Origin of the sequence: Corynebacterium sp. HMSC036D02 (assembly GCF_001836165.1) — a bacterium.
Classification (GTDB): Bacteria; Actinomycetota; Actinomycetes; order Mycobacteriales; family Mycobacteriaceae; genus Corynebacterium.
Window position 1 is genome coordinate 101,728 of record NZ_KV827649.1, and the last position, 12,896, is coordinate 114,623.

General features: G+C 60.7%; 13 protein-coding genes and 6 tRNA genes. 7 read left to right on the forward strand and 12 right to left on the reverse strand.

Translation table 11 applies throughout. The features are described from left to right. Positions 1-72 precede the first annotated feature (72 nt). The 5 genes from HMPREF2743_RS01810 to HMPREF2743_RS01830 form a co-directional block, all read right to left on the reverse strand. Positions 73-144: transfer RNA gene (locus HMPREF2743_RS01810), tRNA-Val, on the reverse strand. A 61-nt stretch (positions 145-205) separates the two neighbouring features. Continuing rightward, a tRNA-Gly gene (locus HMPREF2743_RS01815) sits at positions 206-281 on the reverse strand. A 38-nt stretch (positions 282-319) separates the two neighbouring features. Further along, positions 320-391: transfer RNA gene (locus tag HMPREF2743_RS01820), tRNA-Val, on the reverse strand. A 32-nt stretch (positions 392-423) separates the two neighbouring features. Then, positions 424-494: transfer RNA gene (locus HMPREF2743_RS01825), tRNA-Cys, on the reverse strand. A 31-nt stretch (positions 495-525) separates the two neighbouring features. Beyond that, a tRNA-Gly gene (locus HMPREF2743_RS01830) sits at positions 526-601 on the reverse strand. 267 nt (positions 602-868) lie between these two features. On the opposite strand from HMPREF2743_RS01830, the gene HMPREF2743_RS01835 reads away from it, so the two are divergent. The 4 genes from HMPREF2743_RS01835 to msrB all read left to right on the forward strand — a co-directional run bounded on the left by HMPREF2743_RS01835 (position 869) and on the right by msrB (position 3,317). After that, positions 869-940 (forward strand) — tRNA-Val (locus HMPREF2743_RS01835). 108 nt (positions 941-1,048) lie between these two features. Then, positions 1,049-1,699: a dihydrofolate reductase family protein gene (locus HMPREF2743_RS01840; protein WP_070744789.1), complete on the forward strand. Its 651-nt coding sequence runs from the start codon at positions 1,049-1,051 to the stop codon at positions 1,697-1,699. A gap of 11 nt (positions 1,700-1,710) precedes the next feature. After that, positions 1,711-2,907 carry a glycosyltransferase family 87 protein gene (locus HMPREF2743_RS01845; protein ID WP_070527302.1) on the forward strand — a complete coding sequence of 399 codons (1,197 nt, stop codon included), beginning with the start codon at positions 1,711-1,713 and terminating at the stop codon, positions 2,905-2,907. Next, on the forward strand, positions 2,904-3,317 hold the full coding sequence (gene msrB / locus HMPREF2743_RS01850) for a peptide-methionine (R)-S-oxide reductase MsrB (protein WP_070527299.1): 414 nt from the start codon (positions 2,904-2,906) through the stop codon (positions 3,315-3,317). Before HMPREF2743_RS01845 ends, msrB begins: the two co-directional genes overlap by 4 nt. Before the next feature lie 34 nt (positions 3,318-3,351). On the opposite strand, the gene hemQ is transcribed toward msrB, so the two are convergent. Beyond that, the gene (gene hemQ / locus HMPREF2743_RS01855; protein WP_070527296.1) at positions 3,352-4,053 is read right to left on the reverse strand and encodes a hydrogen peroxide-dependent heme synthase; all 702 of its coding nucleotides are present in this window, start codon (positions 4,051-4,053) and stop codon (positions 3,352-3,354) included. Positions 4,054-4,229: 176 nt separating this feature from the next. Between hemQ and HMPREF2743_RS01860 the strand changes: the two genes are divergently transcribed. Next, the gene (locus HMPREF2743_RS01860) at positions 4,230-4,844 is read left to right on the forward strand and encodes a DUF3000 domain-containing protein (RefSeq protein WP_070527607.1); all 615 of its coding nucleotides are present in this window, start codon (positions 4,230-4,232) and stop codon (positions 4,842-4,844) included. 1 nt (position 4,845) lies between these two features. Next, on the forward strand, positions 4,846-6,069 hold the full coding sequence (locus HMPREF2743_RS01865; protein ID WP_070527293.1) for an HRDC domain-containing protein: 1,224 nt from the start codon (positions 4,846-4,848) through the stop codon (positions 6,067-6,069). Positions 6,070-6,089: 20 nt separating this feature from the next. On the opposite strand, the gene dxs is transcribed toward HMPREF2743_RS01865, so the two are convergent. From dxs to dut, 5 genes are all read right to left on the reverse strand, one after another. Further along, entirely contained in the window at positions 6,090-7,988 is a 1,899-nt protein-coding gene (dxs, locus tag HMPREF2743_RS01870; protein WP_070527290.1) for a 1-deoxy-D-xylulose-5-phosphate synthase, read from the reverse strand. Positions 7,989-8,102: 114 nt separating this feature from the next. Continuing rightward, positions 8,103-9,389 (reverse strand): class I SAM-dependent RNA methyltransferase, encoded by a 1,287-nt coding sequence (locus HMPREF2743_RS01875; protein ID WP_070527288.1) that lies wholly within the window; start codon positions 9,387-9,389, stop codon positions 8,103-8,105. Beyond that, positions 9,386-10,141: a DUF3159 domain-containing protein gene (locus tag HMPREF2743_RS01880; protein ID WP_070527285.1), complete on the reverse strand. Its 756-nt coding sequence runs from the start codon at positions 10,139-10,141 to the stop codon at positions 9,386-9,388. Before HMPREF2743_RS01880 ends, HMPREF2743_RS01875 begins: the two co-directional genes overlap by 4 nt. Before the next feature lie 55 nt (positions 10,142-10,196). After that, positions 10,197-11,111, reverse strand: coding sequence for a DUF3710 domain-containing protein (locus HMPREF2743_RS01885; protein ID WP_070818083.1), 915 nt, complete (start codon positions 11,109-11,111; stop codon positions 10,197-10,199). A gap of 45 nt (positions 11,112-11,156) precedes the next feature. Further along, positions 11,157-11,633: a dUTP diphosphatase gene (dut, locus tag HMPREF2743_RS01890; protein ID WP_010190213.1), complete on the reverse strand. Its 477-nt coding sequence runs from the start codon at positions 11,631-11,633 to the stop codon at positions 11,157-11,159. 113 nt (positions 11,634-11,746) lie between these two features. Here dut and HMPREF2743_RS01895 point away from each other — a divergent pair, with 113 nt between their 5' ends. Beyond that, positions 11,747-12,274, forward strand: coding sequence for a DUF3093 domain-containing protein (locus HMPREF2743_RS01895; protein WP_070527279.1), 528 nt, complete (start codon positions 11,747-11,749; stop codon positions 12,272-12,274). A gap of 59 nt (positions 12,275-12,333) precedes the next feature. On the opposite strand, the gene HMPREF2743_RS01900 is transcribed toward HMPREF2743_RS01895, so the two are convergent. Then, the gene (locus HMPREF2743_RS01900) at positions 12,334-12,624 is read right to left on the reverse strand and encodes a DUF4193 domain-containing protein (RefSeq protein WP_070446770.1); all 291 of its coding nucleotides are present in this window, start codon (positions 12,622-12,624) and stop codon (positions 12,334-12,336) included. Positions 12,625-12,896 lie beyond the last annotated feature (272 nt).

Here is a 12,896-nt window from a genome sequence, read left to right on the forward strand (position 1 = left end):
GATGCGCTACCAACTGCGCTACATCCGCGTGGCAAGGCGGAGCTTGCCATGGAGTCCGCAAGGAACTCCTTGTGCGCGATACTGGGATTGAACCAGTGACCTCTTCCGTGTCAGGGAAGCGCTCTCCCACTGAGCTAATCGCGCTTATGCATTTATCAAGACCTTCCGTTCATCGATACCAATAAGCGTGATATCAAGAAAGTCTTGGAGCGGATGACGAGACTCGAACTCGCGACCCTCACCTTGGCAAGGTGATGCGCTACCAACTGCGCTACATCCGCATTCGAAACCAGGCCCGGTTTCTAGGACTAAGTCCTTGTGCGCGATACTGGGATTGAACCAGTGACCTCTTCCGTGTCAGGGAAGCGCTCTCCCGCTGAGCTAAACGCGCTCACTGCACCCAGAATTGGGTGCCAGCTCTTGAGGTGGAAACGGGAATCGAACCCGTGTGCACGGTTTTGCAGACCGTTGCCTCACCACTCGGCCATTCCACCGTGGCGATACCGCCTCACACACTACATGTGCTGGAGCGGATGACGAGACTCGAACTCGCGACCCTCACCTTGGCAAGGTGATGCGCTACCAACTGCGCTACATCCGCATTGCACGTTCCCGGCTGGTATGCCGTGGTGCGAGAAGAAACTTTATCGTGCACCGCCCCAGTTTCCAAATCCGCAGCCCACAGCACTATTCGCAGGCCACACTGCAGCAGGTAGATTACATCGATGTCATTGAGACTTCGACAACACAGCACACCGGCGTGCGCCACCACCTTGAGCTACAAGCTCCGTCAAACTCTGCTCACCCTAGTTGAGCTGGACGATTAGGGGGTTGCCATCACCGCAGTGTACTTTAAGTTCTGCACCGAGGTTCTATAGCTCAGTGGGAGAGCGTTCCGTTCACACCGGAAAGGTCGCTGGTTCAATCCCAGCTAGGACCACTCTTTAAGACCGCAGCTAGCTGCGGTCTTTTTTCGTTTATCGGACTATCCTTAACCCAGACTTTTGCTCGCACTTGAGTCTGAGCCTAGGCCACGTACGCTGGCCACATGGACAACACCGCACTCATCGACACGCTGCTTGGCCCTGATAGTGAGGGCATCCGACTCAACGCCGTGAGTACGCTCCACGGATCCGCAACCATCGACGGAACCTCAGGTCCGATGGGCAACGACACTGACGCCGAGCTCTTCGCGGCCTTGCGCGAATGGGCCGAGGTTACCGTGGTGGGCTCAGCAACGGTGAAGGCAGAATCCTATGGGCCCGCGAGCAACACGCGCCTCGCTGTACTCAGCCACTCCCTTGACTTTGCCGGGTTCGAAGATTTTATAGCCTCTGGCCCCGTTGTTCTCACCCCGGAGGAACGCGCATCTTCACCCGAGGCACGGCGCTTAGCCGACGCTGGTGCCGAAATCATCAGCACAGGTACCGGAACCATGAGCGAGGCTATTTCAGCTCTTCGTGCCCAGGGCGCACGCCGCATCAGTTGCGAAGGTGGACCATCAGTCTACTCCGCCTTTATCGCAGAAGGCCTCGTGGGCAAGCTTTATTTGACGCTTGATCCGCACCTATCCCCTTCCGTCGAAAAGCCCGTCGTTAACGGCGAGGCCACCTCCCCCGCGCTTAAGCTCGAGCTGGAGAACGTCACCGCCGTCGCCAACACGGTGTTTCTGCGCTACCGGCGCACTCAGACCCCGTAAACTGTGCTGCCGTGACTTCTCCGGCTCCCTCACTCTCAGCTCCTGCGCGACTATGGACGGCCGCCGCGTGGCCCGCCGCCATCGTCTTGGTCTTTCATCGCATCTTCGTGCTCGCCTTCAACGGCACGGTGACTGATGATTTCGGCACCGTCTACCGCGCGATCCGGAACCTGTGGGAGGGCACCCCGGTCTACGAGCAAAACTATTCTTTCGTCGAACCGCTCTACCTGTATAACCCAGGCGCCACGGTTCTCCTGTCCCCCTTGGGTCTCGTGTCCGAGGAACACGCGCGCATCGCCTTCATTCTGGCCAACGCCGCCGCCATCATTGCCGCTTTGGCCGTGCTGACCCGCTTCGTAGGCCACAGCCTGCGAGGCCCGCTGTGGCCGGTCAGTATCGCCGCAGCCTTCGCTACCGAATCAGTCATCAACACGTTGGTCTTTACCAACATCAACGGCGTGCTTCTGCTCGCGATGGTGGCGTTCCTGGCTTTGCTGGATAAACACGGGTGGGCCGCTGGCTTGTGCATCGGGCTGGCAATCTTGGTCAAGCCGCAATTTGCCCCGCTGCTCTTCCTCGCCTTGGTGCGCAAGCGCTGGCTCACTGTAGGTTTGGGCGTGGCCATACCGCTGGTGAGCAACCTTGCGGCTTGGCCGTTCGTTCCGGGCGTGGAGGGCTTCCGCGCCAACCTTCTTCCCTACCTGGCCACCACGCGCGATTATGCCAACGCCTCCTGGCCGGGTGTGCGCGCCTACTTCGAACTCCCCGGCATCGTCTACTACCCCATCTGGTTGCTCTTCGCGGCCCTGGCCGCAGTGGCGATCCTCGGTCTGCTGCGCTGGCGCGAAAGTGAGCCCACCTTCTGGGCGCTGAGCACCAGTGGTGCCATCATGGTCGGAATCTTCTTCCTTTCTTCCTTAGGCCAGCAGTACTACTCCATGTGGCTTATCCCCATGCTGTTTACTGTGATGCTCGAGCGCTCGGTCTTCCGCACGTGGGGAGCATGGTTGGCCGCATTTTTATTCTTGGCGCCGCTCGAATGGACGTCGACAAGCATGCCCACCGCCGCACACTGGATGAGCGTCTTCATCGCCACGATTGGCTGGGGACTGCTCATTGTGGTGAGCGCCGCCTCCGTGGCCGGCTGGTGGTCCGCGGAACGAGGGGCTAGCCCAAAGCCTCAGGCGGGCGATAAAATCCCCGCATGACTGATTTCAAGCTCATTGCTGATACCGAATGGCGCAAGCGGCTAAGCGCCGAGGAGTACCGCGTCCTGCGCGAGGCCGGAACGGAAGCACCGCACGTCGGTGAATACACCAACACCACCACCGAGGGCGTGTACTCCTGCCGAGCCTGCGGCGCCGAGCTCTTCCGCTCCACGGAAAAGTTTGAATCGCACTGCGGCTGGCCGTCCTTCTTCTCCCCCTTGGCCGGCGACGCCGTCATAGAGCGCGAGGACAATTCGCTGGGCATGCGCCGCATCGAGGTGCTCTGTGCTCGCTGCGAGTCCCACCTCGGTCACGTCTTCGAAGGCGAAGGCTACGATACGCCCACGGACCTGCGCTATTGCATTAATTCCATCTGCCTTGATCTAGAAGAAAAGCCGGTCGAGGACTAACTCCTCAACCGGCTTCCGGCAAAATCGCGCCCCTTTAAGGCAGGATCGTGATGAGCTCAGCCACGTCCTTCACGCGACGGCCGGTGTGGAAGGGAATCTCCTCGCGCACGTGGTGGCGAGCCTCGGTGTAGCGCATCAGGTACATCAAGTCCACGATGCGGTGCAGTTCCGGGGCCTCAAAGGCCAGGATCCACTCGTAGTCACCCAGTGCGAAGGCCGGCACAGTGTTCGCGCGCACATCCGGGTAGTCGCGCGCCTGCATACCGTGCTCCATGAGGATACGGCGGCGCTTTTCCTCATCCATGGTGTACCAGTCGTAAGAGCGCACGAAGGGGTAAACGGAAATCCACTCACCGGGCTCCTCGCCCATAATGAAGGACGGCAGGTGAGACTTGTTGAACTCTGCCGGGCGGTGCAAAGCATTTCCTACCCACGTCACCTCAGAAACCTGGCCCAGGACGGTCTCGCGGCGGAAGTCCGCGAAGGCCTTCTGAATGTCGGCGAATTCTTCCGCGTGCCACCAGATCATGTAATCAGCGCTCTCCCGCATCCCGGACAGATCATAGATACCGCGCACGGTAACCACGCCTGCTTCCTCAAGCTCAGAGAAGAACTTCTGCGCCTGCGCGACGATCTCCTCGCGCTCCGTTCCCAACGCACCCGGGATGACCTGAAATACCGCGTGCTGCGAATAGCGCTGGACCTTGTTGAGCTCGGCGAAGTTGACCTTCGACATGCCTTTCTCCTTCTTTCAACCGACAGAGTTTCTTATCCATCATAAGTTGGAGGCGCCCCCGCGCGCCACTAGCCTTTCGGCGCGCCTTCCACCGCCACACGGGCGGAGCTTATACTTTGATCCCCGTGAGCAATTCCGACGTTTCTTCGCGCAACCTCGCAGGGGCACCGACCAACCTGCACGATCGCGCCGCCGCCTCTTCTACCGAATCGCGCCCTGCGGAGCCGAGCACTCCGACCGCCTTCACGGAGGCCGTCGAGTCCCTCCATGCCGCACAGCTGCGCCCAGAAATCACCTTGGGCACCATCCGCCCACCGCAACGCCTGGCCCCATTCAGCCACGCCATCGGCCTCGAGGTTGAGCGCAAAGAACACGGGGACCTCATCCCTACTGACTCTGAAGGCGATGCCTTCGGCCGCCTCATCCTGCTGCACGACCCAGGTGCGGAAGAAGCCTGGGAAGGGGCGATGCGCCTGGTGGCCTACATCCAGGCAGACTTGGACGATGCTGTCGCCGGCGACCCGCTGCTTCCCGACGTCGCCTGGGAATGGCTCACTGAATCCCTCGACGTGCGCGAGGCTACCCATACGAACTTGGGCGGCACCGTCACCTCGACCGCTTCCGTTCGTTTCGGCGAAATCGGCGGACCACCGCGCGCCTACCAATTAGAAATGCGCGCCTCGTGGACCGCATCCGGCCTGGATCTCGCCCCACACGTCGAAGCTTTTGCGCAAGTCCTCTCCCTCGTCGCTGGTCTGCCACCAGAGGGCGTAGCCGAACTCGGACGCTAAGATGAGCGAATTGCGCCAGGTACCGGTTGATGGAACGCCGAAAGTCCTGCTTTCTCCCCGTGAGTTTCAGGCCGGTGCCGCCCGCTTAGCTTCGGGAACTGGGCCATTTGCCATCGACACCGAACGCGCCTCGTCCTACCGTTTTGATGACCGCGCCTTCCTCGTGCAAATCCGCCGAGAAGGTGCGGGCACGTTTTTGTTCGCCCCCGAGCACCACCGCGATGAGCTCCGCGTAGCACTCGCACCGGTGCTCAATGGACAAGAGTGGGTGGTCCATGCCGCCCCCTCCGATCTCCCTAGCCTAGCGTGGCTAGGTTTATACCCAGGCTTACTGTTCGATACTGAGCTGGCTGCCCGCTTCGCCGGTTTCGCACACCCTAACTTGGCCGCAATGGTGCTGGAGCTTTTCGACGTTGAACTGGAGAAAGGCTACGGCGATTCCGACTGGTCCGAAACCCCCATCCCGCGGAAGTGGCGCAATTATGCGGCGCTCGACGTGGAGCTTCTCAACGAGCTCGCCGTGACACTGCGAGATATTCTTGCGGAACAGGACAAGCTCGACTGGGCTTATGAAGAGTTTGAGAAGATTGTCGAAGACCACGCACGTATCACTGGCCCCGAGCCTCGTTCCTGGCGGGATCTTAAGGGCGTCTCCTCTCTACGCTCCCGTGAGCAACTCGCGGTAGCCCGTGAGTTGTGGCAGCGACGCGAATCCATCGCCCGCTCCCAGGACATCGCACCGAACCGAGTGCTGCCGCACCGCGTGCTCGTAGAAATCGCGCGCCGCGTACCCCATTCCCCGCACGAAATCAACCAGATTAAAGGCTTCCCTCGGCGCCGCGGCGGCGCCACCTTGCGCTGGTTCGATGCCGTCGAGACCGCCCTTGCTAGCCCGCGCCAGCAGTGGCCGAAGGCGTTGCGCAGCCCACACCCGGTTCCTTCCAAATCAGTTTTTAACCGGGATTTCCCCGAGCTATGGCAGCTCTATACCGAGATCCGTGGTGATTTCGAAGACCTCGGTGAAGATCTGGGCATGAGCTACGAACTGATCCTCAAACCCAGCTTGGTCCGCACTGTAGTCTGGGCGGCCTGCGGACCTGAAGGCGGCGTGGCGGGCGAAATCGCAGCAGACGCCGATATCCCCGACTTCCTGCGTTCCCAGGGCGCGCGCGAATGGCAGGTGGAGCTGTCCACGCCGCTCCTGCGTCGCGGACTGGCGCGGTAGCACCCCGCTCCCCCGCGCTTTTAGCTCCGCGTAGCTACCCACTCATTCACGGATTCCGCGATGCCCTCCGGGGTCAGCCCGAATTCCTCGAGGATTTCTCCGCGGCTGGCATGCTTCGGGAAGCAACCAGGCACGCCGAGGCGATGCACCGGGGTATCTACATCAGCGGCGTCGAGTGCCTCCGCAACCATTGAACCAACGCCGCCCCGCAAGAGGCCGTCCTCCACCGTGACCACAAGATCATGATCTGCCGCCAACGCAACAACGGATTGCGGGACTGGTACCGGCCAGCGCGGATCGACGACGGTCACGTTGAAACCTTGTGCTTCCAGTAACTCGGCAGCACCCAAGGAACGAGCACTCATCGCTCCGACGGAGACGATGAGCACATCGGTTGCCTCAGTCGGTGATTCGGCAGCATCGGTATAGCGCAAGATGTCTACCCCGTCATCGAGGCGCTTGATCGCCTCACGGTCCTCCAGGAGATTGCCCTTAGGGAAGCGCACCACCGTGGGACCATCCTCAATAGCAATGGCCTCATTGAAAAGCTCACGCAGACGAGCGCCATCGCGTGGTGCGGCAATGCGCATCCCCGGGACGATGCTCATCAACGCCATGTCCCACACTCCGTTGTGCGAAGGGCCATCAGAGCCCGTGATACCGGCGCGGTCGAGCACGATGGTGACGGGCAGCTTGAGCAGCGCAATGTCCATGACAACTTGGTCGACTGCACGGTTAAGGAAGGTGGAGTACACAGCCACCACTGGGTGCATTCCTGCCAGCGCTAAACCGGAGGCGGAGGCCATGGCATGCTGTTCCGCGATGCCAACATCGAAGAATCGCTCTGGGAATTCCTCCTGGAAGGGCGCAAGGCCCGTCGGCCCCGCCATAGCAGCGGTAATAGCCACGATATCCTCGCGCGCATGACCGGCCTTGATGAGTTCCTCGGAAAAAGCCGCAGTCCATCCCGGCTGCTTCTGTCCCTTGGATACACCGGTGACCGGGTCGATAGCTCCGGTGGAGTGCATCTGGTCCTTCGGCTCATTGACCGCCGGGGCAAAGCCATGCCCCTTCTCCGTGACGGTGTGCACGATGATGGGACCGTCGTAGTCCCGGGCATAGCTCAGCGCCCGGACCACCGCGTCGATATCGTGGCCATTGATGGGGCCAATGTATTTGATTCCCAGCTCTGGGAACATCTCGGTGGGCAGAACGGTGGACTTTACGCCCTCCTTGACTGCGTGCAGAGCATCAAAGGTACGCTCGCCCACCCAGCCCATCGACTTCAGGCGCTTCTTGCCCAGCTCCATGAACTCGTCATAACCATGCTGTGCACGAATGCGCCCGAGGTTCTCCGAAAGTCCACCAATGGTCGGCGAATAGGAGCGGCCATTGTCGTTAACGATGATGACGACGTTGCGGTCTTTATCCGCAGAGATGTTGTTCAGTGCCTCCCAGCACATGCCACCGGTGAGGGCACCATCACCGACGACCGCCACAGCATTGCGGTGCGATTCACCACGAATCTTGAATGCCTTGGAAAGGCCGTCCACCGTGGATAGCGCTGCCGAGGCGTGTGAGGATTCGGTCCAGTCGTGTTCCGATTCCCCACGGTCCGTGTACCCAGATAAGCCGCCTTTCTGGCGCAAGGAATCAAACTGGTTGGCACGGCCGGTGAGCATTTTGTGCACATAAGACTGATGGGAGGTATCGAAGACGATGGGGTCCCGCGGGGAATCGAAGACGCGGTGGATCGCCACCGTGAGCTCCACAACGCCCAGGTTGGGCCCGAGGTGACCGCCCGTAGCGGACACCTTCTCAATCAAGCGCTGGCGGATATCCGCCGCGAGCTCAACCAGTTGCGTCTTGCTCAGGGCTTTGAGATCGCCTGGTGATTGAATGGAATCCAGAATGCCCATAGAGCTTGCCTTAAACCCCTTCATCGATCGTTTTCTTCTCTACCACCGTACCCGCTTATACACGTGACACGTCAATCATTACCCCGGGATCTTCCACCGCGGATGCATCCTGCCTTATGCCGCAGGAACCAGCAGCGCCAAGGTCTCAAAATGGTGTGTTCCCGGAAAGGCATTCACCATGGCTAAACGCTCTATACGGTAGCCGTGCTCAGACCATGCAGCGATATCACGTGCAAACGTCGCGGGGTCACAGCCAATGTGAAGGACGCGCTGCGGCGCCGCGGCAGCAATGGCCTCCACCACCTCAACACCCGCACCGGTACGCGGGGGATCCAAAATAACCGTTGCTGGCCGCGGCAGCTGGCTTGCGGCCTGCTCCACCTTAGCCGTCCGGAAGTGCACATCAATGTCCGCAAGCCCCGGCTGCGCTGCCGCGGCCGCCGGCGAGTAGTCGACGGAATACACCGTAGTATGGCCGCCCTCAGGTGCGGTGACTTCAGCAAGAGCGGGAACAAACAGCCCCACTCCTCCATAGAGATCCCAAGCCACTGCAGCGGCCTCGGATTCCTGTGCAGGTTTATTCTCTCCAGCCTCTGCCGCGAGCCACTGGCGTGCCAGGCGCGTGTAGGTATCGGGTGCGCCGATGTGCGCCTGCCAAAAGGCGGTGGGCGGAAAGTGAAACTCGTGGCCATCTGCACGTTGAACTACGTCCTGCGTCGGGGCTTCAATGACCTCCCGAATGGTCTCGATGCGTCGGCCGCGCGGCGCTTTCCGGGTCTCCACGACGTGCCGGTTACCGTCGCTGTCCACAACCGCGATGACCTCCGCGCCAGGGCTAAATGTGCGAGCCTCCGGTCCCACCAGACCGCTAACGAGGCCCGGTGCCAGCTGGCTGCAGGCCACATCCGTAATCAGCTCCGTGGAGCCACGCTTGCGCACGCCGGCACGGCCTTGCTTGTCGACACCCAACCTCACCCGCGTGCGCCATCCACGCTGGGGCGCCACATCGATGGATTCAATGTCGGGCACCTCCTCGAGGCGAGCCACTCGGCGCAGCTGGTCCCGCAAAACCGCGACCTTGATGCCTGGTTCCGCCGCGGAATCTAGCTCGGCGAAATCGCAGCACCCTGCACCTCGCTGCGCAGCCGGGCACGCAGATTCAACGCGGTCAGGGCTTGCCTTGAGCACTGCATTGACTTCCGCTTCGACGAAGGATTTCTTCACCTTTGTGGCGGTTACCGTCACCTGGTCTCCGGGAAAGGCGCCGGGGACAAAACACACACGCCCGTCGGGTGCTGCGCCGATTCCGACACCGCCGTGTCCCATGCGCTCGATGGTGGTATCGAAAGACTGGCCTTTGGTGATGGCTGCGCTCTCAGCGTTCCGCTCAGTCTTAGTCATGAGTTTTCTCCTTGAGTATTTTCGGAGCCCTGCGCTTCCTCAACAGCAGCGTTGGCGCGGCGCACCATCCAGACTGTCAGGATGGTGACGATTCCGGTCAACGGCCACCCCATGAGGATGCGAACGATGCCGAGGGTGGTGGTTTCATCGGCGTCGTATAACGCGCGCTGCACTATGAACCGGGCGATGAAGACTGCGGCCCACCCCGCCGTTGCCAAGGCATAAGCCTGCCGAGCCTTCGGGATTGTGCGCCACCCCATGTCATCGCCGTTGAGGCCCTTCCAGACCACGCCCACGAGCGGCCAACGAACGATGATGGAGATCACCGCCACGATGAACAGTACGAGCGACATCCAAATTCCGTAAAGGAAGTATCCCTTGGCATCCCCGGTAAACCACGCAATGGCGGCGCAAATAGCCACTCCCAATAGCCCGGAGAAAGCTGGTTGCAGAGTCTCCTTGCGGGCCAAACGCCACAGGCTGATGGCCAATGCCACGCCGAGCGCCGCAGCCAGAGCTGGTCCCAGACCCCAAACGTTATTGACTGGGATGAGAACCAGCACTGGCAAGGTCGCAGACACGAGCCCAGTCAGGCCTCCCATCTGTTCGAGCAACGATGGTTCCGCCTCGGCATCTGGGACCACGGCCCTTGCCTGCGGTGACGTATCGGTACTCGGCCCCGCGGTATATGCGGGGTTGGGGTCGGTGCCGCGCTCGGTGAAATCGTGCTCTTCAGGCGTAGGGGTGGTCACGTGTTCTAAGAATCCTTTTCGCTAGTGCCGGGGAAAGAAAACAACGTTTAAGGGTCTAGTTCTTCTCGTTGTCTTCGAGGTCCCGCAACTGTTCGCGGGCTTGGACTTCCGCGGCGTTCTCGGCGCCCTCGGTAGCTGATCCTGCCTCCGGTGCTGCAGCGTTGTCTGCATCGGCGGCCTGCTGCTGGCGCTCCTTCAGGGCCTGCTGAACTTGCTCAGCGAGTCGCTGCGGCAGCATAACAGGAAGCGAACTTCCGGCCAGGATAGGCTCCTCACCACGATAGATGAAGGTGCGGGCGACGACTTCACGCCCCAGCTTTGCGAGCTCTTCTTCCTTGCCCGCCGGGGCAGCCAGGGTCAATCGGTACATCCACCGCGGTCCCTCCACGCCGATGATGCGGATACCGCCCTTGTCGCTGGAGCCAACAATTTCAGATCCCCAAGGCCCGTCCTCTGGGTGCGCGGCAAACCCATCGGCTTCCAAGCCTTGGACGATATCCTCCGCAGATTCCGCCCATTGCCCTGGCGTGCGCGGCGCGGCAAAGGCCACGGGGGTCATGCGGCCGTGCGGGGTAAGGATGTGGAGCATGCGCGGGCCGTCTTGGCCCATCTCCACCTGGACCTGCGAGCCCTTGGGCAGCGGGATACGCATGGAACCCAAGTCCAGCAAACCAACCGAAAAATCCTCAAAGTTGAACTCGGCAATATCAACGTTATCGCCGTCGTAGGGTCCCATCTCCCCGTTGATGGCATCATGTGCCACGGCCTTCAGCCCGGTAACACCATGAGAATCATCGTTGTCTTCCCGGACTAGGCCAGCGTTGGAATCGGCAGGAGCCGAGGCAACGGTATCGTCCACGGCCTCTGCTGCCTCCGAAACAGCCTCGTCCTGACGGACATCCGGGTTCTTCCCCGCGTCCTCTGTCTTATTCTCGTCCTTCTTCTTTTTGCCAAAGGGCCACATCGCCATGGTTAGTGCCTTCCTTAATTCGTGTGTGTTACCGGTCTATTCGAGTCAGTTGACGCCAGTGGAGCCGTAACCGCCTTCACCGCGAGCGGTGTCATCGAGTTCCTCAACCTCACGGAAACCCACCAACTCCACGCGTTGCACAAGGAGCTGGGCAATACGCATTCCCCGCTCAACCTCAAAAGTTTCTACTGGGTCGTGATTAATAAGGCAGACTTTAATCTCACCGCGGTACTCCGCATCGATGGTGCCTGGTGTGTTAACCACGGAAATCCCGTGCTTGGCTGCCAGGCCGGAGCGAGGGTGGACCAAGCCAACCGTGCCCATCGGCAGGGCAAGGGCTATACCCGTGCCAACTAAAGCCCGCTCGCCGGGACGCAGAGTGACATCGTGTGCAGCATAGAGATCCGCACCGGCATCGCCACGGTGGGCGCGCTGCGGCAGCGGAAGCTCCTTATCAAGGCGCTTGACCTGAATCTCACCAAAAGGACTTACCGGATCTACGAGGGGATGTTGCTCATTCACGCGGCCCAGCCTACCTTGCCCCCGCCGTGCCCTACTCACGGGCTGGGGCCTAGAGGCTGCGTCTACTCGGCGCGTTGGGTTCTCCCCTTCCCCGACGACTAGACTCTGAAGCCATGACTTCGAGTTCTTCGTCTGCTTCCCCCTCGACGGCTGCCGAATCCCCCGTCATCCTTTACCGCGAGCGCCAGTGGGTGCCGTGGCACTGGTGGTTGATGGCGGCCGCCGTTGTGGCGATCTCTACAGCCACGGTCAGCCTCAACCGCGGAATCATGTGGGTCATCATCCCCGCTATTCTGCTCAGCGCCATCGCCGCGTGGGTTCTCTTAGCTTGGTCCAACACGGTGGTGCAAGTGGAACAAGATGCCGACGGCACGCGGTGGCTCACTGTGAAGGATGCGCAGCTGCCGCATGATGTCGTCTCCCGCAGCACCGCGGTGCCGGCCACCGCGCGTCGCAATGCGTTGGGCCCACAGCTCGATCCCGCTGCATTCCTCGTGACGCATGGTTGGGTGCCAGAACATGTGATGCTTGTCCTCGATGACCCAGAGGACCCGACACCTTATTGGCTGATCGGCTCTAAGAATCCCGACAAGCTACTTACGGCCTTCGTTCCCGAACAGGCCGCTGCTGCCAAGGCCTAAATGCTGCGTGCAAAACCAGGGAGCTCATTAGATCAGCTAATTGGCTGAACCCCTATGAGCTAAGCGCAGTCCATGCAGACGGGCTGCCCGTCTTCTTCATGGTCCAGGCGCTTATTGGACTGCACCAAGTAGCACACGGAGCAGGTGAACTCGTTTTCCTTGCGCGGCACGACAGTGACGTTGAGTTCCTCGCCCGTCAGGTCTACTGACGGCGGCTCGAAAGCCTCGACGATTTCGCCATCGTCATCCATGCCATTGTTGTCATTTTCAGCCGCCTTCAAGCCCTCGAGGGAGTCAGCCTCGAGCTCATCTTCAGCGCGGCGACGCGGTGCGTCATAGTCGGTGGCCATAATACTTGCCTCTGTGAGTTAGATAGATAGGTACGTGTATTTATCGACGGCATCCTAAACCACACAGGCCCGCCTGTCACACTCGCCCCGCCGTGGGGGCACCACGCGACTCACCCTATTACCCCCTCCGCTCCTGCTTTCATAGTTGTGAGCTGCGAGTTTGCGCCTTTCGCATCGTGGAAGATTTTTCTGGGTAAAGCTCCTCACATCCCACCCACAATGCTTTGAGGAACGATGCGCCAGACGGCAAAAATCGGAGCGACTCTCCCCAC